The sequence below is a fragment of the Jiella mangrovi genome (genome assembly GCF_017815135.1).
Classification (GTDB): Bacteria; Pseudomonadota; Alphaproteobacteria; order Rhizobiales; family Rhizobiaceae; genus Jiella; species Jiella mangrovi.
Map to the genome: position 1 here is coordinate 156400 of NZ_JAGJCF010000001.1, position 23616 is coordinate 180015.

The 23616-nt window shown below is 64.6% G+C and carries 19 protein-coding genes; 8 read left to right on the plus strand and 11 right to left on the minus strand.

The genetic code is table 11. From position 1 onward, the window contains the following. Positions 1–6 precede the first annotated feature (6 nt). The gene (locus tag J6595_RS00700; protein WP_209592508.1) at positions 7–1023 is read right to left on the minus strand and encodes an ArsR/SmtB family transcription factor; all 1017 of its coding nucleotides are present in this window, start codon (positions 1021–1023) and stop codon (positions 7–9) included. Between the two features lie 177 nt (positions 1024–1200). Here J6595_RS00700 and J6595_RS00705 point away from each other — a divergent pair, with 177 nt between their 5' ends. Together J6595_RS00705 and J6595_RS00710 are read left to right on the plus strand one after the other, a co-directional pair. Beyond that, a complete protein-coding gene (locus J6595_RS00705; RefSeq protein ID WP_209592509.1) occupies positions 1201–1686 on the plus strand; it encodes an SAM-dependent methyltransferase in 486 nt (161 codons plus the stop codon). 9 nt (positions 1687–1695) lie between these two features. Continuing rightward, positions 1696–2052: a DUF2293 domain-containing protein gene (locus tag J6595_RS00710; RefSeq protein ID WP_209592510.1), complete on the plus strand. Its 357-nt coding sequence runs from the start codon at positions 1696–1698 to the stop codon at positions 2050–2052. Positions 2053–2113: 61 nt separating this feature from the next. Here J6595_RS00710 and J6595_RS00715 read toward each other — a convergent pair whose 3' ends face one another. Continuing rightward, positions 2114–3736, minus strand: coding sequence for an EAL domain-containing protein (locus tag J6595_RS00715; RefSeq protein WP_209592511.1), 1623 nt, complete (start codon positions 3734–3736; stop codon positions 2114–2116). A gap of 580 nt (positions 3737–4316) precedes the next feature. Continuing rightward, the gene (locus J6595_RS00720; RefSeq protein WP_209592512.1) at positions 4317–4469 is read right to left on the minus strand and encodes a hypothetical protein; all 153 of its coding nucleotides are present in this window, start codon (positions 4467–4469) and stop codon (positions 4317–4319) included. A 507-nt stretch (positions 4470–4976) separates the two neighbouring features. Here J6595_RS00720 and J6595_RS00725 point away from each other — a divergent pair. From J6595_RS00725 to J6595_RS00740, 4 genes are all read left to right on the plus strand, one after another. Then, positions 4977–6590, plus strand: coding sequence for an OpgD/OpgG family glucan biosynthesis protein (locus J6595_RS00725; RefSeq protein WP_209592513.1), 1614 nt, complete (start codon positions 4977–4979; stop codon positions 6588–6590). 423 nt (positions 6591–7013) lie between these two features. Then, the gene (locus J6595_RS00730; protein WP_209592514.1) at positions 7014–8408 is read left to right on the plus strand and encodes a protoporphyrinogen/coproporphyrinogen oxidase; all 1395 of its coding nucleotides are present in this window, start codon (positions 7014–7016) and stop codon (positions 8406–8408) included. A 152-nt stretch (positions 8409–8560) separates the two neighbouring features. Beyond that, the gene (locus tag J6595_RS00735; protein ID WP_209592515.1) at positions 8561–9544 is read left to right on the plus strand and encodes an ABC transporter substrate-binding protein; all 984 of its coding nucleotides are present in this window, start codon (positions 8561–8563) and stop codon (positions 9542–9544) included. Positions 9545–9638: 94 nt separating this feature from the next. Then, positions 9639–11252: an ABC transporter permease gene (locus J6595_RS00740; protein WP_245197559.1), complete on the plus strand. Its 1614-nt coding sequence runs from the start codon at positions 9639–9641 to the stop codon at positions 11250–11252. A gap of 75 nt (positions 11253–11327) precedes the next feature. Here the strand turns inward: J6595_RS00740 and J6595_RS00745 are convergent, their stop codons facing one another. The 3 genes from J6595_RS00745 to putA form a co-directional block, all read right to left on the minus strand. Then, positions 11328–12419 (minus strand): ABC transporter ATP-binding protein, encoded by a 1092-nt coding sequence (locus J6595_RS00745; protein WP_209592517.1) that lies wholly within the window; start codon positions 12417–12419, stop codon positions 11328–11330. A gap of 22 nt (positions 12420–12441) precedes the next feature. After that, on the minus strand, positions 12442–14121 hold the full coding sequence (locus J6595_RS00750) for a formate--tetrahydrofolate ligase (RefSeq protein ID WP_209592518.1): 1680 nt from the start codon (positions 14119–14121) through the stop codon (positions 12442–12444). Positions 14122–14466: 345 nt separating this feature from the next. Beyond that, positions 14467–17595 carry a bifunctional proline dehydrogenase/L-glutamate gamma-semialdehyde dehydrogenase PutA gene (putA, locus tag J6595_RS00755; RefSeq protein WP_209592519.1) on the minus strand — a complete coding sequence of 1043 codons (3129 nt, stop codon included), beginning with the start codon at positions 17593–17595 and terminating at the stop codon, positions 14467–14469. Positions 17596–17788: 193 nt separating this feature from the next. Here putA and J6595_RS00760 point away from each other — a divergent pair, with 193 nt between their 5' ends. After that, the gene (locus J6595_RS00760) at positions 17789–19333 is read left to right on the plus strand and encodes a DUF1963 domain-containing protein (RefSeq protein ID WP_209592520.1); all 1545 of its coding nucleotides are present in this window, start codon (positions 17789–17791) and stop codon (positions 19331–19333) included. A gap of 77 nt (positions 19334–19410) precedes the next feature. Here the strand turns inward: J6595_RS00760 and J6595_RS00765 are convergent, their stop codons facing one another. Further along, a complete protein-coding gene (locus J6595_RS00765) occupies positions 19411–19626 on the minus strand; it encodes a hypothetical protein (RefSeq protein ID WP_209592521.1) in 216 nt (71 codons plus the stop codon). A gap of 47 nt (positions 19627–19673) precedes the next feature. Then, on the minus strand, positions 19674–20387 hold the full coding sequence (gene bdcA, locus J6595_RS00770) for an SDR family oxidoreductase (protein WP_209592522.1): 714 nt from the start codon (positions 20385–20387) through the stop codon (positions 19674–19676). 62 nt (positions 20388–20449) lie between these two features. Here bdcA and J6595_RS00775 point away from each other — a divergent pair, with 62 nt between their 5' ends. Then, positions 20450–21055: a TetR/AcrR family transcriptional regulator gene (locus tag J6595_RS00775; protein ID WP_209592523.1), complete on the plus strand. Its 606-nt coding sequence runs from the start codon at positions 20450–20452 to the stop codon at positions 21053–21055. A gap of 176 nt (positions 21056–21231) precedes the next feature. Here the strand turns inward: J6595_RS00775 and J6595_RS00780 are convergent, their stop codons facing one another. The 3 genes from J6595_RS00780 to J6595_RS00790 all read right to left on the minus strand — a co-directional run bounded on the left by J6595_RS00780 (position 21232) and on the right by J6595_RS00790 (position 23449). Beyond that, positions 21232–21828 (minus strand): RBBP9/YdeN family alpha/beta hydrolase, encoded by a 597-nt coding sequence (locus J6595_RS00780; RefSeq protein WP_209592524.1) that lies wholly within the window; start codon positions 21826–21828, stop codon positions 21232–21234. A gap of 193 nt (positions 21829–22021) precedes the next feature. Beyond that, entirely contained in the window at positions 22022–22462 is a 441-nt protein-coding gene (locus J6595_RS00785) for a thioredoxin family protein (RefSeq protein ID WP_209592525.1), read from the minus strand. Positions 22463–22537: 75 nt separating this feature from the next. Further along, the gene (locus J6595_RS00790) at positions 22538–23449 is read right to left on the minus strand and encodes a class I fructose-bisphosphate aldolase (RefSeq protein ID WP_209592526.1); all 912 of its coding nucleotides are present in this window, start codon (positions 23447–23449) and stop codon (positions 22538–22540) included. Between the last annotated feature and the right edge of the window lie 167 nt (positions 23450–23616).

Genomic DNA, 23616 nt, shown 5'->3' on the forward strand with positions numbered 1-23616 from the left:
GTTTCCTCAGCTTGTCATTGACGTGTTTTCGGGCGTCTTTCCGGCGACCAGACGACGCTGGTCCTCGGCGAGAAGGATCGTGACGGTCAGTTCGGCCGGAGCCGCCGCCAATTGCGATTTCAGATTGACGAGGGACCGGACCCTCAGTCCGGCCGCCTCGACATAGGCTGTCAGCGTCTGGTCGGAGAAGCCGAGCCGCAGATGAGCATAGTCGCTGCGCATGAATTCCAGTTCGTGCGGCGCAAAGTCGATGATCGCGATCCGCCCGCCCGGTGACAGCGCCGTCGCCGCCTCACGCACGGCGCGCGCCGGATCGTCGAGATAATGCAGCACCTGATGAATGACGACGAGATCGAAACCGCCCCGCTCGATCGGCAGATGATAGACGCTGCCGAGGCGGACCTGGGCGTTGGCGATGTTGGCTTCGTCGAGTTTGGCACGTGCGACCGTCAGCATTTCGCGGGACGAGTCGATGCCGATGGCCCGTTCGCATCGGGGCGCGAGAACCTCGAGCATTCGCCCCGTCCCCGTTCCGACGTCGAGCAGCGTGTCGAACCTCTTGCGACCGAGCGCATTGACGAGGGCCGCCTCGACTTCTTCATCCGAGACATGCAGCGAGCGAATCCGGTCCCACGCCTCCGCATTGCGAGAGAAATAATCGGCTGCGCGCTCCGCCCGCTTCGCGCGGACGTCCTCCAGCCGCTCGGCATCGCGGGCGAGCGCCGGGTCCTGCGCATCGACCCAGCCGACCAGCGCACGCATCACCGGCAGCGCCAGGGGATCGTCCGACGCACGAAAGAACGCCCAGGACCCTTCCTGATAGCGCGAAATCAGCCTTGCCTCGGCGAGCAGCTTCAAATGGCGGGAAATGCGCGGCTGCGACTGGCCGAGAATCGTCGTAAGCTCGCTGACGGTCAGATCGGCGCGGGAGAGAAGAACAAGCAACCGCAACCGCGTTGGTTCCGCCGCTGCCCGCAGCAGTTCGACATAAGGCTCGAAGGGAAAATTCGGCACGTCCAGCATCGGCTACTCAATCTTCATATAAAGATATGTTTATATGATATCCACTCGCCTTGCAAGCTGTTTTGCAAGTCGGCGCCCCACATCCGCCAGCCTTCTCCCCCTGCATTTCTGTTATCGCTTCCATCGCGGCTCCACCCGGGCCTTACGCCAGCATCATTGATCCGAAGGAGGCACGCGATGACCCCGCCTTCCCGCCGCCCCGGCGAACTGTCGTTTTCCAGCCCCCTCCCCGCTGCCGAGGACGCCGGCCTCGTCTTCATCGGTCGACTGCGCTCGGCCATCCACTCGCCCGACCAGTGCCCGAAAAACCGCCGGGCCGCTCTCGAGGCCGGAATTGCCGGGCGTGTGGAGGTCGGTACACCGTTCCGCGAGGCGCTCTTCGGGCTGAACGTCGGCGATCACGTCTTCTGCCTGAGCTGGCTGCATGGCGCCTCGCGCGACCTCGCTTTGCAAAAACCCCGCCATCTCGATGCAGCGCGCGGCACCTTCTCTCTTCGCTCGCCCGTCCGTCCCAACCCGATCGGCCTTCACTTGGCAAGGATCGAGGCGATCGACATCGAAGCGGGCGTGATCGCCATCGACGCGATCGATGTCGTCGACGGAACGCCCCTCCTCGACATCAAGCCGTATTACGCATCGATCGACCAACCGAGCGCGACCTGAGGGAGCGAGATGGCGACGGAGCGGCAGAAGCGCATCGCAAGAGCGGTCACCGAGACGATCCCGCGGGCGCCCTTTCTCGACGCCGAGGCAATCCGCGAGGCGGCGCGCTCGCGCCACATGCGCAACCTCTCCCCGCAGACCGCCGTCTGGCTGACGGCCGTCGCCCGCATCCGCCACGAATACACCGACTATGACGAGCTGATGGACGACGGATACGACCGCGATGCGGCCCGGTACTTCGTCGCGGACGCGATCAACGCGGTGCTCGACCGCTGGGGGGCCCGGCGACGGGTGGATCCGGACGATCCAACTGACGTCGAAGCGCAAATCCTTGCCGAGACGAGCGACGAACCATTCACCGAGTGAACATCGCGTAGTCCCGGTCGAGCGTCCCGGCTGCGCTCCAAAGTCTGGTGATCGCTCGGTCTCAAACGCGGCCTGCCAAGGCCGGTCGCCCGACGAGCTTCGGAACGCTGCGAATCCGGGTTGCCGAGTATCGCGGCCTGCGGTCGGCATAGCCCGTCTGTTCGACAAACCTCACAAAGGCCTCGATGTCGATCGGGCGGGAGATGTGAAACCCTTGAGCATAGTCGACGACGGGACTCTTGCGGCGGAGATAATCGAGCTTTTCTTCGCTCTCGATTCCTTCGACGACGATCACCCTGCCAGCGGCATGGATCATCTCGACGGCAAGATCCAGCATGCGCGCCGCCATCGTGCCTTCTTGCGCCATGGCGAAAGCCCGGTCGATCTTGACGCCGTCCACCGACAGATCGACGAGGTTCTTGATGTTGGAATAGCCGGTACCGAAATCGTCGATCACGACACGAATTCCCGACGAGCGCAGCTTGTCGATCTGCGACTGCATCGTCCTCACGTCGATTTCCTCGCTCTCGACGAGCTCTGCCACCACCACGAAGCGCTCTTTATCGGCGATGAAAGGCCGGAAGACGTCGAGAAGGTGCGGATTGAGAAGATCGTTCGGGAAAACGTTGAACGTGACCATGAGCGGGGTATTGCCGGGCACGGTGTTCGAAAGCTCCCGCCAGGCGCGATCGACGACCATGCGGGTGAATTCCAGCGTCAGCCCGTTCTTTTCGACCAGCGGAATGAAGCAGTCCGGAAAGACGGTGCTTCCATCGACGTCACGCCAGCGGGCCAGCACTTCGCAGGCTGCGACCTTGCCAGTCTCCACGCTTATGATCGGCTGGTACAAGCACTGGACGGTGTCTGGACGCAGATTGCGCAGGAAACGCGATTCCAGCGACCACCAGCGCGCGAGCGCCTCGCGAACATGGCTTGAGACCCCCATGGCGGCAAGCATGGCCAGGAGGATTGCCACCACCACGTAAGGCCAGCCGGCCAGCAGCGGAACGAGCAGCGAAGCCTCGACGACCGCACAGATTCTCCCCCCCGCTCCGCAATATACCCGGCGCAGGATCGGCCAGCCGGATGTGAGATCAAACTCGTCCGCAAGCTTGCTTTTGGGAAACGGAACGCTGCTGCCGCGACGATGCCAATTCCCGTCGGAGCCGAGGAAAAGCACCTCCGAACTCAACCAGTCGACGTCCGGAGCTTGGGAGGGCACCTCCCAGAATACGACGGCGAAGGATCCGCGGCGCGCGATCGATGCGACCACGCCCGGAAATCCGAACTGGTCCAGCTTGCGTTCCGGCCAGACGTCGATATTGGACATCCCGGTCGGCGTGCTGAGAGCTGGCGGGCCGAGGAAAATCGGCTCGTCCAACAGCCCTTTGCTCACAGAGCAACGAACCTCGTCGCCGTTCATATACAAGAATTCACTGAGGCCGTCCGGCATCAGGGCAATACGGCGCATTCCATCGACAAACCCCCGGCCGCACGGCACGCCGCCGGTCTCCGTGTCCAGGCGCTCGAAGACGACGTCCAGATTCTGCTTCATCGACAGAATGGGTGCGAGACTCTCCTGCCCGTCTTCCTCCATCTCGGATTCCAGAACTTGCAGAAACATCCCGGCAGCGCCGAGAAGCAGTGCGGCGAAAACGACAATACTCGTCAGAAGGGCCGCCATTTTCTGGCGCCTTGAAGAAGCGAGATTGACGATAAGTCTTGCCATAGCGACGCCCGTTGTCCGCAAGCATCCAGACCATCAAACCATCAATGAGCGATTAATTTGATAATGCAATTGTCGCAGTTGTCGAACATTTTGCGGCGGATCAAAGCAGTTTCGCCGACAATAATGGGCCCCGCCGTCAAATCATTTGGAAGAGTTGTAAGTTTCCGCCCAAGTTACAATTTTCAATTGAAACTATCCGGAATCCGCAACCTCCGCGCAACCGTCAGGGTCGATTATAGGCAAACGCCACCCGGCGTTTCAAAGACACACAGCGTCCTTGTGCGTTGGAGCGAACCAACGGCGCACGAGGGCGGCGCTCAACTCAGCGACATCAAACGCATCCGTCACGCCGGGCAGATGCCATTGGAGCGCCGTGCGTCCGAATGGACGCACAAAGGACGCTTCTAACCTTTCGAATCACCGCATCATGCTTCACAAAAAATCGATTCCGATTTTTGGGCCGATGCTGTCGAGCTTCGACGACAGAGAACAAGAAAAGCCCGTCCGGGGGAGGATCCGGACGGGCTCTCAAAAGTCAGCAAACGTTTGGGAGGAGTTGTTTGCCTGAAAAGCTTGTCGCATGCTGCACGCCCTGCAACCAGCGCAATGATTTCATGGCTGCCATGCCGTTTTTGCACAGCGCGGCATGGATCGGCAGGTGCGCCGTCAGAACGTGCGGCGACAGCATCGTCCCGAAAATCCGGATCGACTGTCGGACAGCACGATGGGTCGATCGAGACACTGGAGGGTTCAGTCCGCATCCAGACGGACGAAGGACGCTGTGACCGGGATGCTGCCGCAAGCTTCTGGCCAAATGCTTGCGCGCTCTTGGTAAACTCTGGCTCGAGTTCGCTCGCGGGCTGCCACGATGCATGGCTGCAGCGCTGACCGAACCGTCGGGTCGCTCCAGTTTGCCTCGGCAGCAGCCCCTCCCCCGGGACCACTCCGGCAGCGTCTCGCGGTGCAGCCGGTCACACAGGGTCGGACCGCTGACGATGGTTGCTCCCTATCACTGGGCGCATCGCTCGAATGCTCGCGATCCGTTTCAAATCATGACCCGACGGAACATCGTGCTCACTGATCGGCGAAATGGTTAGCATGCCCTGCCTTATCGTTGCCAAAAAGCCTCCCATTCTGCGGCGAGATGGCACAGGCGCATCGGGGCGCCTGGAGCAACATGCCGGGGACAAATTTGATGCCGAACGACACTGCAGTGCCGGGTAACGGGGCGAGTTCTTCCGCGACGAGCGGCCTCAGCCGGCGCTCCTTCCTCGCCGCCGCGGCGGCTCTCGGGCTTTTGCCGGCGACGGGCCGCGCCCATGCCGAAGATGATCTCCTGACATTCAGGCAGCCACAGCCCTTCTCGTTCCAGCTTCTTGCCGACCGTGCACGGCGCATGGCGATGCAGCCCTATATCGCGCCGCAGCCGCGCGATCCGAAGGTGTTGGACCAGATCGACTTCGACGCCCACTGGAAGATCAAGTTCCGCCCCGAGGCGACGCTCGAGGTCGCCGGCGGCAAGGCGCCCGTCCGGCTCTTCCATCTCGGCCGCTACTTCCAGCTTCCCGTTGGCATCCATGTCGTCGAGAACGGCAAGTCGCGCGAGCTGCGCTACGATCCGAAGGTCTTCGAGATGCCGGCCGACAGCCCGGCCCGCAAGCTGCCGACGGACATCGGCTATGCCGGCCTCCGCGTGATGGCAGCAGACCAGACGAGCGACTGGCTGGCCTTTCTGGGCGCCGCCTATTTCCGCTCGGCGGGCGAGCTCAACCAGTACGGCCTCTCCGCCCGGGCGCTTGCCATCGACGTCGCCATGCCGACGCCGGAGGAATTTCCCCGCTTCACCGACTATTACCTCGAACCCTCGACGACACCCGGCCGCGAGCTCGTCATCACCTGCCTCCTCGATTCACCGCGCATGACCGGCGTCTTCCGAATGGATGTCGGCAAGGACGGCCCCGTCGTCATGGACATCGACAGCCGCTTCTTTGCGCGAGACGACATCGCGCGGGTCGGCCTTGCGCCGCTCACCTCGATGTTCTGGTTTTCCGAAACCGACCGGCCGGAGCGGATCGACTGGCGGCCCGAGATCCACGACAGCGATGGCCTGGCGATCTGGACCGGGGACAACGAGCGGATCTGGCGGCCTTTGAACAATCCCGCCTCGGTGCGCACATCGAGCTTCGCCGACAGGAACCCGAAGGGCTTCGGCCTTCTGCAGCGCGACCGCTCCTTTGCCAATTACGAGGACGACGGCGTCTTTTACGAAAAGCGGCCCAGCGTCTGGATCGAGCCGAAGGACGGCTGGGGCCGGGGCGAGGTGCAGCTCGTCGAAATCCCGACGGACGACGAGATCCACGACAACATCGTCATCTACTGGCTTTCCGATCAGCCGGTGAAGAAGGGCGCCGAGATCCCCCTCTCCTACCGCCTGACCTGGGCCAAAGACGAGCCGCATCCGGCCGAAGTGAGCGCCGTGACCGCGACGCGGATCGGCCGCGGCGGCATTGCCGGCCAGCCCCGCCCCAAGGGCGTCGTCAAGTTCGCCGTGGACTTCGATGGCGGCCACGTCGCCAAGCTCGCCCGCGACACCGAGGGCGTGACCGCCGTGGTCTCCACCTCGCGTGGCGAGCTCTCCAATATCGACTGCTACTCGGTCAAGGTCGGCACCGCCTGGCGCATGACCTTCGATCTCAAGGCGGACACTCTCGATCCCGTGGATCTGCGGGCTTATCTCAAGCGCGGCGACCAGACCCTCACCGAGACCTGGCTCTACCAGTTCCTGCCCAAGCCCGACTCGGCCGCCTGATTTTTTCGCACCGTCGCAAGCGTCCCCCGCAAGCCATTTTGCGGGGCAAGCTCGTTCCAGGCGACCTGCTTTGCCCCTGCGAAGGTGGACTTCGATGAAGCAGGATCCCTTGCTCACGCCAAGTTCATGGGGAGCGAAACCGTTTCTTCACGATCTCCTCGATCAGCACTCGAAACCGCCTGCCATCGCCGAAAACGCAACGGCACTTTAAACAAGTTGGCCTTACCGTTCGGCTGACCGCGCGAGTTTCTGCGATGTTCCGTCGAACGGATCGGACATCGTCTGTCGCCGGTGCTGCGATCGACCGTTCAGGAAGGTCGGGATCACGACGTGATCTTGAGGACTTTCCATCGCTCGTCGCAAATGCCCAATCGGTTAGGCCGGCGCCACAGCAGTGTCCGGACGGGAGCAGGAGCACACGGAATGCATCCGATCGCCATTCTGGGAGCCGGCATTGCCGGACTGACGGCCGCCGACGAGCTGCAACGACGCGGCCTGCCGGTCACGGTCTACGAGGCCGGGAAATCCGTCGGCGGCATGATGGCATCCTTCAAGGATGCGGACGGCTTCACCTATGATTTCGGCGCGCATTTCGTGAACAACCGGCTGGCGGCAGAGCTCGGCGCCGCCGACATCTGCCGGCCGGTGCGGCACTACGGCGAAGCGGTGCGCCTCGGCGGCTCGTCCTATGGCTACCCTTTCGGCCTGATGCGCTCGCCACGTTTCGTCAAAGGCGCGATGGCAAGCCGTCTCAGGTCGCATCGCGTTAAATCCGCCGAAGACTGGTTTCGCCGGCATTACGGGGATGCGCTGGCCGAAGCCGTGGCGATCCCGATTGCGGAGGCCTGGTCCGGCCTGCCTGCCAACGAGCTTGCGCCGGCGGTCGGTGAAAAGATGTCGAACGGGGCGCTCAAGACCCTTTATCTCAAGGCCGCTTCGCGCCTCACCAATCGGGCTGTCTGCATCGGCTATTCCCATGAGCGGCCGGAAAGTGCGGCGATCCATCACGTCTATCCCGAAGGCGGGATTTCGCGGCTCCTGGAGCCCACGCTCGAACGGGTCCGCCATCTCGTCAGGCTGGAATCGCCGGTGGAAAAGATCCTCGTCGAGGACGGTGCCGTGCGCGGCCTTCGCGTCAAAGGCGAGACGATCGAGGCCTCGGCGGTCATCTCGACGGCGCCGGTCCACGTCCTGCCCAAGCTGATCGAAGGCACGAGTGCGCTCGACCACCTCGCGCGCTTCCGCTATCGGCCGATGATCTTCGTCAATCTGCATTTCGACGGCCGCGGCCATCTGCCTGACACCATGCTGTGGGTGCCGGATCGCAAGATGCCGTTTTTCCGGCTGACCGAGACGCCGATCTCGATGCCCTGGCTCGCGCCCGAGGGCAAGACGCTGATCACCTTCGACATCGGCTGCGCGGTCGGCGACGAGCTCTGGGCGATGTCCGACGACGACCTTGCAAAGCTCTGCCTGTCGGGGATCTGCGAGCTTTTTCCGCACCTGCGCGGCAAGTATCTGGGGCCCGGCGGCATCATGAAGACCCCGGTTTCCTATCCAGTCTACAGCCTTGAATACGAGGAAGACCGCCAGCGCTTCGCCCGCTCTTCTGGCATCGACGGACTTTGGAGCATCGGACGCAATGGCGAATTCGCCCACATCCTGATGGAAGACGTCTACTGCCGGACAAAGAGGCGGATGGAGGAAGTCGCATCCTATGTCAGCCCGCCTCGGGCGACGGACAGGGCCGTGCGGCAGCTGCAGATCATGGGAAAACGGATGGCAGAGAGCGTCGGCGGCAAGACCGAAGCGGCCTGAGCCGGCTGACGGAACGGCCAGCCGAGGAGATTTGCCAATTCAACGCCAGGGCGTCATGAGACTGTCACGGCGGGCCAGTTACTCACCGAACCGAAGCGGCCTTCGCGAGCGTCGAAGGCCAATCTGGAAACGATCTCGGAGAGTTGTCCCCCATGATCCGTAAAGCCGGCCTCGTCGCCATCACCCTTGCCACCCTTCTCGCCTCAGCGCCTGCCTTCGCCGCCTCCGGCAAGCTGGTCCTCTACACAAGCCAGCCCAATGCCGACGCCCAGGCGACGGTCGATGCCTTCAAGGCGAAGAACCCCGACGTCACCGTCGAATGGGTGCGCGACGGCACCACCAAAATCATGGCCAAGCTGCAGGCGGAGTTCGCCGCCGGCAATCCGCAGCCGGACGTGCTGCTCATCGCCGACAGCGTCACCATGGCGGGGCTGAAGCGCGACGACCGGCTGATGGCCGATACGGACGTCGATACGACCGGCTATGAGACCGGCCTCTACGACAAGGACAAGACCTGGTTTTCCACCAAGCTGATCACCACCGGCATCGTCAACAACACCCGCGCCGCCATGACCCCGACGTCCTGGAAGGACCTGACCAAGCCGGAAGCCAAGGGTCAGGTGACGATGCCGAGCCCGCTCACCTCCGGCGCCGCCCTGGTCCATCTCGCCACGATCACCCAGAACCCCGCCCTCGGCTGGGACTATGTCGAGGCGCTGGCGAAGAACGGCGCGACGGCATCGGGCGGCAATGGCGGCGTCTTCAAGGCCGTCGCCGGCGGTCAGAAGGCCTATGGCGTCGTCGTCGATTATCTGCCGATCCGCGAGGCCGCCAAGGGCTCGCCGGTCAATTTCGTCTTCCCGACGGAGGGCGTCTCGGCGGTCACCGAGCCGGTGGCGATCCTGAAGACCGCACAGAACCCGGAAGCGGCCAAGGCCTTCGTCGCCTTCCTCCTGTCGGATGACGGCCAGAAGCTCGCCGCCGACATGGGCTATCTCCCGGCCAAGGAAGGCATCGCGCCGCCGAAGGGTTTTCCTTCCCGCGACAAGATCAAGCTGATGCCCTTCGATGCCGACAAGGCCCTTGCCGACGCGGAGGCCAACAAGAAGCGCTTCGCCGAGATCTTCGGCGGCTGACAAGTTGATCGCATTGTCGAACCGCAGGCCGGACGGCGAGAGCCTCGCTTTCGCCGTCCTCGTCGTCTTCGTGCTGGTCGTTTCGATCCTGCCGATGGGGCGGCTGCTCTTCGAAGCGATCGCGCCCGGCGGCAGGCTCGACGCAGCGCCGCTGCTGGAAGTGCTGACGGCTCCCTCGACCCTCACCGCGACGGTCCATTCCCTCGTCACCGCGCTCGGCGGGACGGCGATCTCCCTCGCCCTCGGCACGCTTCTCGCCCTTGCCGTGGCGCTGACCGACATGCGCGGAAAAGCCGCCCTCGTCTTCGCCTTCCTGCTGCCGCTGATGATCCCGCCGCAGGTCACGGCGCTGTCCTGGGCGCAGCTTGCCGGGCCGTCGAGCCCGCTCCTGATCACCCTCGGCCTCGCCCCGCCGCTCGGCGCGCCGAACCCGCTCTACAGCGCCGAGGGCATCATCCTCCTCCTCGGCATCCAGCACGCGCCGCTGGTCTTTCTCGCCGTCAGGGCGGGCCTGCGCGGTCTGCCGCGTGAGATGATCGAGGCCGCGCGGGCCTGCGGCGCCGGCCGGGTCTTCGTGCTGCGGACCATCATCCTGCCGATGATGACGCCTTCGCTGGTCGCCGGCGGAGCGCTGGCCTTCGTCTCGGCCATCGGCAATTTCGGCATTCCCGCCCTTCTCGGCATCCCCGCCGGCTATACCGTCCTGCCGACCCTCATCTACCAGCGGCTGGCAAGCTTCGGTCCGTCGATCATCTCCGACGTCGCGGTCCTCTCCATTCTGGTGGGCGCTCTCGCCTTCGCCGGCTTTGCCGCGCAGTCGCTCCTGATCGGCAGGCGTGACTTCCGCAGCGTCGGCGCGCCGTCTGAGGCGCTGCGCTACCGCCTCGGCAAGGCGCGGCTGCCGGTGGAGATCTTCGCCTGGGCGATCATCGTCCTCATCCTCGTCATTCCGCTGATCGCGCTGATCGCGACATCCCTCGTCAGCGCCTACGGCGTGCCGCTTTCGGCAACGACGATGACCCTCGGCAACTATGCCGAGGTGCTGTTGCGGCAGGACGCGACGGTGCGGGCCTTCCGCAACTCCTTCCTCCTCGCCGGCGGCGCCTCGCTCCTCCTGATGCTCCTCGCCGTGCCCTTCGCCGCGCTGATCGTCTGGCGCGGCGGACGGTTTCTCAAAAGCCTCGCCATGCTGGCGGAGGTGCCCTACGCCCTGCCTGGCATCGTTCTCGGCATTGCCGCGATCCTGATCTTCATCCGGCCGCTGCCGATCCTCGGCTTCAGCCTCTACAACACCATCTGGATCATCTTCTTCGCCTATCTCGCCCGCTTCCTGACCCTGTCGCTGAGGCCGGTCGTCGGTGCCGTGCAGCAGCTCGACCGGGGGCTCGACGAGGCGGCGCGTATGACCGGCGCCTCCTATCTCTTTCGCCTGCGCACCGTGCTCTTCCCGCTGCTCGCCCCGGCGGCGGCGGCGGGCGCGGTCCTGACCTTCATGACCAGCTTCAACGAGCTGACGGTCTCGGCGCTGCTCTGGTCGGCTGGCAACGAGACGCTGGGCGTCATCGTCTTCAATCTCGACGACGGCGGTTTCACGGTGCTCGCATCGGCGGTCGCGGTGGTAACGGTGGTGGTGATCGTCGCCATCATGGGCGCAACGGCGCTGTTCGCCCGCAAGCTCCCGCGCGGCGTCCTGCCCTGGGCAAATTGAGACGGCTGGATCGATAAGGACCGACGAGACGCAGGAACGCGCCGCCCATAACGAGGGCGCGCGGCGAAGCGGTGGTCAGGCCGCCGCCGGATAGCGCGCTTCCATCGCCGAGGCCGGCAGCAGCCAGCCGTCCCCGACGGCCACGCGGACGCTCTCGCCGATCGAAAGGCGCCGGTCCGAGGGCAGCGGCAGGAGCACGCCCGGCGCCGCCTCCGGCTCGATTTCGTAGAGCGTATGCGCGCCCTTGAAGACAGCCTTGCGGATCGTCGCGGCAAAGCCGGCCTCGCCGACCGCCAGATGCTCCGGCTTCAGCGCCAGCCGGGCCGGCCCCGAAGCCGGCGAAGCCTCACCAGCCCGCACAAGCGCCTCGCCGCCGAACAGGCGGATGCTGCTCCGCCCCTCGCCCGCCGGCCCGACCACGGCGCAATCCACCACCCGTCCATTGCCAACGAAGCGGGCGACGCCCTCATTCGCCGGCTCGGCATAGAGCGTCGCGGGAGCCGCCACCTGCAGGATTCGGCCTTTTTCCATGACGGCGATGCGATCGGCCATGGCCATCGCCTCGGCCTGATCGTGGGTGACATAGACCATGGTCGCCCCGGTCCGGGCGTGGAAGGCGCGAAACGTCTCCTCCATCGACGCCCTCAGATGAACGTCGAGATTGGCCAGCGGCTCGTCGAGGAGGATGACGTCCGGGTCCATGGCGAGGCAGCGGGCGAGCGCCACGCGCTGGCGCTGGCCGCCGGACAGCTCCGCCGGCCGCCGTCTCTCGAAACCGGAAAGCTCGACCGCCGCCAGCGCCTCGACGACCTTGCGGGCCCGCTCCGCCTTGCCGAGCCCGCGCACCCTGAGCGCATAGCCGACATTCTCGGCGACCGTCATATGCGGCCACAGCGCATAGGACTGGAAGACGATGGCGACGTTGCGCTTCTCGGGCGGCACATGCGTGCCCTCGCCGGCGACGAGCCGGTCGCCGAAGCGAATGGCGCCGCCGCTCAACGTCTCGAAACCGGCAATCAGCCGCAGAAGCGTGGTCTTGCCACAGCCCGACGGCCCGAGCAGCGCCACGAACTCGCCCTCGGCGATCTCGAGCGAGACGTCGTCGACGGCGGCGGCGGCGGCGGCGCCGAAGCGCTTCACCGCACCGCGAATGGAAATGGCAGTCATCCACGCTCTCGCTTCGGAGGGATCAGAACAGGCCTTCGATCTCGCCCTTGTCGTTCAGATAGATCGATTCGGCCGCCGGCTGCGAGGGCAGGCCCGGCATGGTCATGATCTGTCCGCAGATGGCGACGACGAAGCCGGCGCCGGCCGACAGCCGCACTTCACGGACATGGACGGAGAAGTCCGTCGGCGCGCCGCGCAGCGTCGGGTCTGTGGAGAAGGAATATTGCGTCTTCGCCATGCAGACCGGCAGATGGCCGTAGCCGGCCTCCTCCCAGGCGGCGAGCTGGTCGCGCACCGACTGGTCGGCCGTCACCTCCGAGCCGCGATAGATCTTCCTTACGACGGTCTCGATCTTCTCGAACAGGCCCATCTCGTCGGGATAGATCGGCTTGAAGGCGGCGGTGCCGCCATCGGCGAGCTCCACCACCTTCTCGGCAAGGCCGGTGATGCCGGCCGAGCCGTCGGCCCAATGGCGGCAGACGATCGCCTCGGTGCCGAGCCCGGCGACATAGTCCTTCACCGCCTGAATCTCGGCCTCGGTGTCGGCGGAGAAGTGGTTGATCGCGACGACCACGGGAACGCCGAAGCCTTTGACGTTCTCGACATGCCGGCCAAGATTGGCGCAGCCGGCCTTCACCGCTTCGACGTTCTCGGCGCCCAGATCGGCCTTGGCAACGCCGCCATTCATCTTCATCGCCCGGACCGTCGCCACGACGACGGCCGCGGCGGGCTTCAGCCCGGCCTTGCGGCACTTGATGTCGAAGAACTTCTCGGCTCCCAGATCGGCGCCGAAGCCGGCCTCGGTGACGACATAGTCGGCAAGCTTCAGCGCCGCCTTGGTGGCGACCACCGAGTTGCAGCCATGGGCGATATTGGCGAAGGGGCCGCCATGCACGAAGGCGGGATTGTTTTCCAGCGTCTGCACGAGGTTCGGCTGGATCGCGTCCTTCAGGAGCACCGCCATGGCGCCGTCGGCCTTGAGGTCGCGGGCGGTGATCGGCGTCTTGTCGCGGCGATAGGCGACGATGATGTCGCCGAGGCGCTTTTCGAGATCCTTGAGATCATTCGACAGGCACAGGATCGCCATCACTTCCGAGGCGACGGTGATGTCGAAGCCGGTCTCACGCGGAAAGCCGTTGGCGACGCCGCCGAGCGAGGCGGTGATCTGGCGCAGCGCCCGGTCGTTCATGTCGAGGACGCGCCGCCAGGTCACCCGGCGGGAATCGATCTCCAGTTCGTTGCCCCAGTAGATGTGGTTGTCGATCATCGCCGACAGGAGATTGTGCGCCGTGGTGATGGCATGGAAATCGCCGGTGAAATGAAGGTTCATTTCCTCCATCGGCACGACCTGGGCATGGCCGCCGCCGGCCGCCCCGCCCTTCACCCCGAAGCACGGGCCGAGCGAGGCCTCGCGAATGCAGATCAGCGCGTTCTTGCCGATGCGGTTGAGCCCGTCGCCGAGACCGACGGTGGTCGTCGTCTTGCCCTCGCCGGCCGGGGTCGGATTGACGGCGGTGACGAGGATCAGCTTGCCGTCCGGGCGGCTCTCAAGGGACTTGAGGAAAGGAGCCGAAACCTTGGCCTTGTCGTGGCCGTAGGGAACGATATCCTCCTCCGACATTCCAAGGCGGGCAGCGATCTCCTTGATCGGCTTCTTCTTCGCGGCCCGCGCGATGGCGATGTCGGAGTTGTTTTCGCTCACGGCTCTCTCCCTAGGATCGGTGGTTTTTGATCACCATACGCAAGGCGCTGGCCCATTGCCACTGGCGATAGAACAGGAAATCCCGCAACCGCGAACCGGTTCATGACGCAGCGTCATTTTTTGAGTTGAGGACAAAGAAAAGCCCGGCGTGGGAGGAGATCGCCGGGCCTTTCTCTACTCTGATCTGCAGACTGCGGCGTTCAAGTCAACGCGGAACGCCACCGCCTGCCATGAGAGCGGATCGCGCAGCCAACCCCGTGGGAGGAACGGAACGGCCGCTGCTTGGTATCTGCTCTAACACGGACAAGTTAGCACAGGTTCCGCCCTTTGCCTGTGTCCGCGATGCTACGATTCCATTGCAATCAGGCTGGCATTGCCGCCGGCTGCGGCAGTATTTACCGAGATCACCTGCTCGCGGGCGAAGCGAACCAGGTAGTTCGGCCCTCCCGCCTTCGGGCCCGTTCCCGAAAGCCCCGATCCGCCAAAGGGTTGCGAGCCGACGATCGCGCCGATGATATTGCGGTTCACATATTGATTGCCGATCGGTAGCCGGGCAATGACTTTTTCCGCCGTCTGGTTGATCCGGCTGTGGACCCCCAATGTCAGGCCGTAGCCCGTCGCCTCGATGGCATCGAGGATCCTGTCGAAATCCTTCGCCTTCCAGCGAACGACGTGCAGGATCGGGCCGAACACCTCGCGATCCAGCGCCTCGGGGCGATCGATCTCGATGACATGCGGCGCGAAGTAATGCCCCTTTTCGGAAAGGTCGGCCGGAACCTCGCCGCGGTAGCGGATTTTCTGCTCGCGCCCCATGCGCTCGACATGCTCGCGAAGCATGGCAAGCTGATCGGCATCGATCACCGGGCCAAGGTCTGTCGCCAGCTCGCGCGGGTCGCCGACGGTGAGTTCCCTTGCGGCTCCGACGATCATCTCCAGAATGCGATCGGCGACATCGTCCTGCAGATAGAGAAGCCTGAGCGCCGAGCAGCGCTGACCGGCCGAACGGAAGGCCGACAAGACGACATCGTCGGCTACCTGCTCGGGCAGCGCCGTCGCATCGGCGATCATCGCGTTGATGCCGCCGGTCTCGGCGATCAGCGGCGCGATGGGGGCGTTGCGGGCAGCGAGCGCCCGGTTGATCGCAAAGGCCGTCTCGGTGGAACCGGTGAAGGCGACGAGCGCCGTCAGATCGTGGGAGGTCAGCGCCGCCCCGGTCTCGCCGCCGCCCGGCGCGAGGTACAGGTGCTCCCTGGCAAAGCCCGCCTCGTGCAGGAGTGCCACGGCCCGGGCCGCGATTAGCGGCGTCTGCTCGGCCGGCTTGGCGATGACGACGTTGCCGGCGGCGAGCGCCGCCGCCACCTGGCCTGTGAAGATGGCCAGCGGGAAGTTCCAGGGCGAAATCGCCACGGCAACGCCGCGCGAGCGGTAGGTCAGGCGGTTTTCCTCGCCCGTCGGGCCGGGCAGGTTCACCGGCTCGGCAAAGAGCCGCATCGCCTCGTCGGCATAAAAGCGCAGGAAATCGACGGCCTCGCGCACTTCCGCGATACCGTCGTCCAGCGTCTTGCCGCCCTCGGCTCCGAGGATCGCCAGAAGCTCGGCCTCCTTCGCCTCCATCAGGGCCGCGGCCTTTCGCAAGGCGTCGGCGCGCTTTTGCGCCGGCACGGCTTCGGCGGCGCGCGCGTAGCGCGCGGCTTCTGCCACGAGGGCGGAGGCGGCTTCGGCCGAGAGGTGGTGGCTCTTGCCGAGGATCGCTCCGTCGACGGGCGAGACGATGTCGGTGGCCTGCGAGCCCTTCTTCGCGGCTGCCGCTTCGCAGGCAGCCTCCAGACCATCGACCCGGAACTTGCCGCGCTGTTCGATCAGACCATCCAGTGCCCGGCGGTCGCCCACCTCGATGCCGGCGGAGTTCTTGCGTGGAGAGAATAGATCCTTCGGCAGGCCGATATTCGGATGCCGCGCCGGCCCGCCCTCGAGCATCGCCCGCGGCCGGGTCAGAAGATCGTCGACCGGAATGTCCTCGTCGCCCACCATGGCGACGAAGGAGGAGTTGGCGCCGTTTTCCAGGAGCCGGCGAACGAGATAGGCGAGCAGATCACGGTAGCCGCCGACGGGCGCGTAGATGCGGCAGGCGACGGGCTTTGGGCCGGAACGGCGCATCGTCTCGTAGAGCGCCTCGCCCATGCCGTGCAGGCGCTGGAATTCGAAGCCGGTCTGGTCGTTGCCGGCCATTTCGAGAATGGTGGCGACGGTCAGCGCGTTGTGGGTGGCAAATTGCGGATAGATCCGCGCCCGGCGCTCCAAGAGCGCCTTGGAGCAGACGAGATAGGACAGGTCCGTCGCCGGCTTGCGGGTGAAGACCGGATAGCCGTCGAGGCCCTTTTCCTGGGCGTATTTGATCTCCGTGTCCCAATAGGCGCCCTTGACGAGGCGCACCATCATGCGGATTCCGGCGGCTTCGCAAAGCCCGTCGATATGCTCGATCACGCCGAGCGCCCGCTTCTGATAGGCCTGGATCGCGAGGCCGAAGCCCTCCCAGCCCCTGAAGTCGAAGCGCCTGACCAAGGCGTCGATGACGTCGAGCGAGAGTTCGAGGCGCTCGGCCTCCTCGGCATCGATCGTCAGGTTGAGGTCGTAGCCGCGCGCCTGTTCGGCGAGCGCGATGACCTTCGGCAAAAGCTCGTCGAGGATGCGCTCGCGATGCAGCGGGTGATAGCGCGGATGCAGCGCCGAGAGCTTGACCGAGATGCCCGGCCGGTCCGGCAGCTTCTTGTTGCCGGCCTTGCGGCCGATCTTTTCGATGGCATTGGCATAGGAGCGATAATAGCGCTCGGCGTCTTCCATCGTGCGGGCGCCCTCGCCCAGCATGTCGTAGGAATGGCGGTAGCCCTTGGATTCAAAGCCCCGGGCCCGCTCCAGCGCGTCGTCGATGGTCTCGCCGAGGACGAAGTGCCGGCCGAGGAAGCGCATGGCCTGCCGCGTCGCCTGGCGCACCGCCGGGCCGCCGAGCCGCTTGACCATGCCGGCCATCACACCCTGCGGCGTCTCGCCGGGGCGGATGATCCGCGCCGAGATGCCGAGCGCCCATGCGGACGCCGCCGTCATCAGCCGGTCCTCGCCGCCCTCGTGATTGGCCCAGTCGCCGGCACCGATCTTCTCCTCGATCAGCCGGTCCTGCGTCGCCGCGTCCGGCACGCGCAGCAGCGCCTCGGCAAGGATCATCAGGGCAAGCCCCTCGCGGCTCGACAGCCCGAACTCGCGCAAAAAATCCTCGACCCCGCCGATGCCGCCGGCCGCCTTGCGGATGCCGGTGATCAGCCCCCGAGCCCGCTCATCGACCTTGTCCTCGTCATGGGACCAGCGGCCCGACGCCTTCAGAAGCGCCGAAACGGCGGCCTGGTCGTCGGTCGAAAACGGCGCGGAAAAAGGCGGCGGAAAATCTCCGCCCGTCCGTTTGGAAGCTGCAGTCGCCGACATGGGCCGCTCCGATTTCGAAGTCACGGGAATTGACGCGAATTGCGAGAGCTTAAGGGCGGGGGCGAGCACACGCAATCGGGGCAATGGTCAAGGGGCTGGGATGGTTCAGACGGGTAGGATAGGAAGGAAGGCGGACGGTCCGTTATCAGGATCAAAATGAATGAAGCTGCCATGGCCTCGGAGGTTCAAGCCTATGGAGAAAGTCGAGACCGAGGAATTCTCCGTCATAAGGGGGCAATACTTCGAGGCGGTCACGGTCGTCGCCGGGGCGATTTCCTTCAAGCGCGAACCTGAAGAGTTGTTCTCGCCACAGATGAGCGTGTGGACCAGCGATCCGGACGAGGCAATGTCACCAAGCGAGCGGTTGTCGACGACACTGCAGCACTACGATCCATCGCAGATCGAGCGTCGGGCCGTCACGTTCGGCGGTATGAGTGGAGAGTTCAGCCGCATCGATGATCAGTTGAAGGACTACGAGACCGACGAGAGTCGCCCGTGGTATCGACTGCGTGTCCTGCTGGTCTCGAGCGATGGATCGACTTGGTATCATGCGACGGCAATGGCCGGCGACCAAGATCTCCCGCTGGTTCAGGCGGAGTTGGACCGGGCTTTGCATTCCATCACGGTCAAGGTCACAGGTGAACGGGCAGTCGAGGTTCGGGCGAAAGCACGCGACGAAATGAACGCCGTTTACGCTCGAATGGCCGAACAGGCCCGAGCTGACCGCGAACGGATCGACGCCGGCGGCTCGGTGACGGCAAAGGTTGCCCCTCCGGCAAAGGACGTTGAAGCCACCTTTGATACAGCCGTTGCCTTTGCAGGCGTGACTGACAAGCGCGAGGCGCTGCGGCGCATCGCCATGCCGACCCTGACATTGATCGAAGCCGGCAGAAGTGATCCCGACCTGGTGGGCCGGAGTCGTGTGGGCGGAGGCCCCGACCTTCCCGAAGGCGCCGAGTGGCCGCGCGACGCAAGCGGGTTCCATCTGAACTTCCTGGCCCAGATCGACCTCACCGACCTGCCAGATCTTTGCGAAGACCTTCCGTCCAGTGGTCTTCTGTCATTTTTCAGCGGAACGGACTTGACCGACGGAACCGTATTCTTCACGCCGAGCGTCAAGCCACTCGTCGCTCATGAACTCCGCGAGGACGTGGAAGAGATCTCCATCGCCGCAATGCGAATGGTCTGTTGGGATGGCGACGCGGGACGGCTTGTCCCTGAGACAACAGAGGACGGCGACCTTTCCATCGTCTCGGATCCGTTCGGACGCATGACCTTCCTGCGAAAGGGAGAACCGGTGATCGTGCTGGCATCGGAGTACGAAATCAGCCGGTCACGGCAATCCTTGCGGTTTGGCCGATCACTCACCGTACCCTTTGGTATCCCTGACACCGTTCCCGAAGCATATCTCGAAGCGGGGTTGGAAGACCCGGCCGACTTCTGTATCGCGCTCGCGGATGCCTTCAAGCTCGGCGATGGACCTCAGCAACAAATGTTCGGCGTGACTGGAGTTCGTGAGCTTTCGGCGCATCAGCAGAACGCGGTCGATCATGCCCGCAGATCCGGCCGACAGGATCTCACGTCACCCTCGGACTGGTTCATCCTCTTCAAGATCGCGTCGGGTGGTGAGGCCGGTTTCAGCTTCAGCGATCATGGCGATTTCATCTTCATGGCCAACCGGCAGGCCACGAGGAAGGGTGACTTCTCGCATGTCTACGCCTTCGTTGAATCGGGGTGACGTATTCGTCGATAACCCAATCCGCGGAGGCCACGGATGTCGACTTCAAGGATTCCGACATCAGACTTCGAAGCTGCTCAACGGGTCGGAAGCGACCACCCACGGCCCTTAAGTCGCCGCTCCCACGGCGCCCTGAACCCTTCTGCCGTCTCCCCTGCCTTCGTCTCCCGCCCGTCCATCAAAACCTCGATCTCCGGATAGAACCACCGTTCCCCCGGACAGCCCTCGAGCCGGCCGATCTCGCGGCCGTCGTCGCGTATGACGACGAAGGTCGGTGTGAAGATCGCCGGCATCAGGCCAAGGGTGCCGCCGGTGCGGGTCTCGGAGATGAGGAGGACTGCTAAGCGCCGAAGGCGCCGTCGATCGTGTGCATGGCTCCGGTCACGAAGCCTGCCTCGGGACCTGCGAGCCAGGCGGCCATGGCGGCGACCTCTTCGGGGCGGCCATGGCGCTTCAGGGCCATGAATCCGTGCATGAGGTCGCGCATCGGTCCGTCCGCGGGATTGGCGTCGGTGTCGATCGGCCCGGGCTGGACGATGTTGATGGTAATGCCGCGCGGCCCGAAATCGCGCGCCAGACCCCGCGCCAGCCCCTGCAGGGCGGACTTGCTCAGCGCATAGGACGCCATGCCGGGCACGGGCATGCGGTCGCCGTTCACCGAACCGATGACGATGATCCGTCCGCCCTCCGGCATCCGCCGGGCGGCCTCGACCGAGGCATGGTAGGGCGCATGAACATTGACCTTGAACAGGCGGTCGATCGCGTCCGGATCCTGCTCCAGCGCGTCTCCGAAGATCGCAAAGCCGGAATTGACGATGAGAACGTCGAGCGGGCCGCTGTCGCGCACCGTCGCGATCACGGCGTCGCGGTCGGCGCTGTCAGTGCGGATTGCCTTGCTGCCGGTCTGCGCCGCCAGCGCTTCGGCCGCATCCTTCGAGCCGGCATAGGTGAAGGCGACGGTCGCCCCGTCCGCCGCGAAGCGTCGCACCATGGCAGCGCCGATTCCCCTGCTTCCGCCAAGAACCAGAACCGTCTTGCCCTTGAAAGTCGTCATGTGTCGCATCCTTGCGATTTAATTTAGGAATCGCTACATAATTGGCCGCCAGGAGGTCGTCAATGAATTTTGTATCAGGCAGTACAAAAAAGCCGCGCGCTCGCGGTCGCCCCCGCCGGTTCGATCCGGAACAGGCGGTCGCCGTCGCGCGTGATCTCTTCCATTCCCGCGGCTACGACGCGGTCAGCGTGTCGGACGTGACCGAAGCACTCGGGATCAACCCGCCGAGTTTCTACGCGGCTTTCGGCAGCAAGCAGGGTCTCTACGCTCGCGTTCTCGAGCGATACGCGCTCGATGGAGCGATTCCCTATGCGGAGATCCTGCGGGACGATCGCTCCGTGGCCGAGAGCCTTTTGGCGTTGCTCGAGGAGGCGGCCCGGCATTACGGCGCGAACCCTGCGGCCGCCGGCTGTCTCGTCGTCGAGGGAACACGCTGCAATGACGTGGGCGCGCGCAACGCGGCTCTCGCCTACAACATCGCGGCGGAGGAGCAGATCCGCGACTATGTCGCGGCGCGCCATCTGGACGCTGCGGACAGCGTGACGGACTTCGTGGCGACGACCATGTTCGGCCTGTCTGCCAAGGCGCGCAATGGGCACAGCCTCGACCAACTTCTGGCGAGTGCCAGGCTGGCCGGATCGGCCATCGAATTTGCCCTGCGCGAATAGGGCATGATTGAACGACCGCCCTTGATCGCAGCGCGCGACGCCTTCGGAAGCCGCGAAGGGTCAACAGCGGCTCGACTGCTCGCGGGCGTCGGCTCTTGTCTGACCGATCGGCTTGAACAGGTGGAAAGCTTAAAGTCCGCTTCCGATAGGGTTTAGGTTCAAACTGGACGTGGCGCCTACCGTTCCTCCGGCGCCTTATGCTCGTTCCGCAGCGCCGACAGGAGAGCGTCCCGCAGCGATGGGAAGGATGCGAAGCCGGTTTCGTCATTCAGGTGCCCGCCCCCGGCGACCACCTTCAATGGGACACCCAGATGATCGGCTACCTCTTGAGACCGTGCCAAAGGAACATAAGGGTCGTCGTCTCCGGCCCAGCAGCAGCAAGAGGTGCCTCGGAGCTGCCGGATGGTCTTCCACTCGAACGGTTCGGCAAAGAACGATGCGTTGATGGGATCGTAATCCGGCAGACCAAGCGCGCCCGCGAACGGAGCGGCTAGGAACAAGCCTGCAAAGGGTTCGGTAGCCCTTTCAATAACGCGCAACGCCATGGCCGCGCCCAGACTATGACCCACGAGGATGGTTCCCTTCACCGAGTGTGGAACGGCTTCGGCGTAAGCCGCCATCCACGCATCGATGGACTGCCCCTCCGGCGTGGGGAAGCGAGGTCGCACCACATCCGTCCCGTTGCGTTCGAGTTCGGCATGAAGCCAGGGGAACCAGTTTGTGTCTGGCCCTCCATGTGCCCCATGCAACACAACGACGCGGCCCTTTGCCATACCAATGTCCTGTCACCCAAGCTGATATGCGACCTGCCATACTCGCGACCTTCATGATAGCCAAGAGCGCCATCCGTGCGTCCTGCCTTCCTCGGCCCTCTTAGAGCTCGGTGAGTATCCGCTTCCGGGCGAGCGCCCATCGCTCTGGAAGGACGATCTTGGATCGAAATCTGCCACCTTGAGGACGACGCGTTCACCGCACCGACGGCGCGATGGTGCGGCCAGCCGTAGCCTTGGCTTTCGCCTCCCGCCCGTCCAGCAAGGCCTCGATCTCCGGGTAGAACCACCGCTCGCCCGGATAGCCCTCGAGCCGGCCGATCTCGCTTCCGTCGTCGCCGACGAGGACGAAGGTCGGCGTGAACACCGCCGGCGTCAGGCCGAGGATGCCGCCGGTCCGGGTCTCGTAGATGTCGACGCGGCGCAGAGGCGCGATCTGGCCGATGCGGCTCGAAGGGTAGCCGGGCGCGATCTCGGCGTCGAACTTGCGGCAGAAGGGGCAGCCAGGCTGCTCGAACATCAGAAGTTCGGCGGCGCGGACGGGGGTGGAGAGCATCAGCGCGCCGCACAGGATCGCCGTCAGGGCGAGGACGATCGTTAGGGATCGCGACGGGGCGGATGCGAGGAGCCGGCTCATGGGAGCCAATCTAAGCAGAAGGGCCGCGTCGCCCAGCGATCGCGGCCCTCGATGACGTCGCAGGATGAGCCCTGCTCAGCGATAGATGTCCATCACCTCGTTCAAAAGCGCGATCGCCTCTTCCTTCGCGCGCTGGAAGGAGTTGCGGCCGATGATCGAGCCGTTGCCGCCACCCTCGCGGATGGCGCGGACCTCCTCCAGGAGCTCCGGCGTGTTCTTGGCGGCGCCGCCGGAGAACACCACGACGCGCTTGCCGTTGAAGGCGGCCTGCATCACGTGCTTGACGCGGCCGGCCATGCTCGCGCTGTCGACCGGATATTTCTCGTAGGTCGATTTCGCCGCGTCGAGATCAATGTGGGACGTCGGCAGCTTGACCTTGATGATGGTGGCGCCCATCAGCGCCGCCATGTGGGCGGCATAGGCGATGATGTCCGTGCCGGTCTCGCCGTCCTTGGTCACCTTGCCGCCGCGCGGATAGGACCAGACGACCGAAATCAGGCCCCGCGACTTGGCGTAGTGGCTAATCTCGCGCAGCTCCTCGATCATGTCGTAGGAGCACTCCGACCCGGGATAGATGGTGAAGCCGACGCCGATGCAGCCGAGGCGCATGGCATCGTCCACCGTGCCGGTCAGCGCCTGGTCGTTGTTGGAGACCAGCGAATTGCCGCTATTGACCTTGAGGATCAGCGGCACCTCGCCGGCGAAGGTGTCGGCGCCCTGCTCGAGCAGGCCGAGCGGCGCGGCATAGCCGGAAACGCCGGATTCGATGGCGAGCTCGTAGAGATAGTGCGGATCGTAGGCCGCCGGGTTCGGCGCGAAGGAGCGGGCCGGCCCGTGCTCGAAGCCCTGATCGACCGGCAGGATGACCATCCGGCCGGTGCCACCGAGCTTGCCATGCATCAAGAGCCGGGAAAGGTTGCTCTTCAGCCCTGGAGTCTCGCCTTCGTACCAGGAGAGGATGTTGCGTACGACTTCAGTTCTGAGCATGATATCGATGTCCTTGGGCAAACGACGGGAATTGAAAAAGCACGGCGGGCCAATGCTTGTCGTTTCTTTTGTAGGCAGAACTCTCCGACGTCCAGACGACACGGCCAATGCCAATCGATTAAAATTCCTCCCGCCGGGGAAAGCTTCGAAAATTTCTTCTCCACGAA

Bases quoted from the DNA above. Each gene is read 5' to 3' on its own strand.
- J6595_RS00700 (WP_209592508.1), bottom strand. From the start codon at position 1,023: ATGCTGGACGTGCCGAATTTTCCCTTCGAGCCTTATGTCGAACTGCTG.
- J6595_RS00705 (WP_209592509.1), top strand. From the start codon at position 1,201: ATGACCCCGCCTTCCCGCCGCCCCGGCGAACTGTCGTTTTCCAGCCCC.
- J6595_RS00710 (WP_209592510.1), top strand. From the start codon at position 1,696: ATGGCGACGGAGCGGCAGAAGCGCATCGCAAGAGCGGTCACCGAGACG.
- J6595_RS00715 (WP_209592511.1), bottom strand. From the start codon at position 3,736: ATGGCGGCCCTTCTGACGAGTATTGTCGTTTTCGCCGCACTGCTTCTC.
- J6595_RS00720 (WP_209592512.1), bottom strand. From the start codon at position 4,469: ATGCTGTCGCCGCACGTTCTGACGGCGCACCTGCCGATCCATGCCGCG.
- J6595_RS00725 (WP_209592513.1), top strand. From the start codon at position 4,977: ATGCCGAACGACACTGCAGTGCCGGGTAACGGGGCGAGTTCTTCCGCG.
- J6595_RS00730 (WP_209592514.1), top strand. From the start codon at position 7,014: ATGCATCCGATCGCCATTCTGGGAGCCGGCATTGCCGGACTGACGGCC.
- J6595_RS00735 (WP_209592515.1), top strand. From the start codon at position 8,561: ATGATCCGTAAAGCCGGCCTCGTCGCCATCACCCTTGCCACCCTTCTC.
- J6595_RS00740 (WP_245197559.1), top strand. From the start codon at position 9,639: ATGGGGCGGCTGCTCTTCGAAGCGATCGCGCCCGGCGGCAGGCTCGAC.
- J6595_RS00745 (WP_209592517.1), bottom strand. From the start codon at position 12,419: ATGACTGCCATTTCCATTCGCGGTGCGGTGAAGCGCTTCGGCGCCGCC.
- putA (WP_209592519.1), bottom strand. From the start codon at position 17,595: ATGTCGGCGACTGCAGCTTCCAAACGGACGGGCGGAGATTTTCCGCCG.
- J6595_RS00760 (WP_209592520.1), top strand. From the start codon at position 17,789: ATGGAGAAAGTCGAGACCGAGGAATTCTCCGTCATAAGGGGGCAATAC.
- J6595_RS00765 (WP_209592521.1), bottom strand. From the start codon at position 19,626: ATGCCGGCGATCTTCACACCGACCTTCGTCGTCATACGCGACGACGGC.
- bdcA (WP_209592522.1), bottom strand. From the start codon at position 20,387: ATGACGACTTTCAAGGGCAAGACGGTTCTGGTTCTTGGCGGAAGCAGG.
- J6595_RS00775 (WP_209592523.1), top strand. From the start codon at position 20,450: ATGAATTTTGTATCAGGCAGTACAAAAAAGCCGCGCGCTCGCGGTCGC.
- J6595_RS00780 (WP_209592524.1), bottom strand. From the start codon at position 21,828: ATGGCAAAGGGCCGCGTCGTTGTGTTGCATGGGGCACATGGAGGGCCA.
- J6595_RS00785 (WP_209592525.1), bottom strand. From the start codon at position 22,462: ATGAGCCGGCTCCTCGCATCCGCCCCGTCGCGATCCCTAACGATCGTC.
- J6595_RS00790 (WP_209592526.1), bottom strand. From the start codon at position 23,449: ATGCTCAGAACTGAAGTCGTACGCAACATCCTCTCCTGGTACGAAGGC.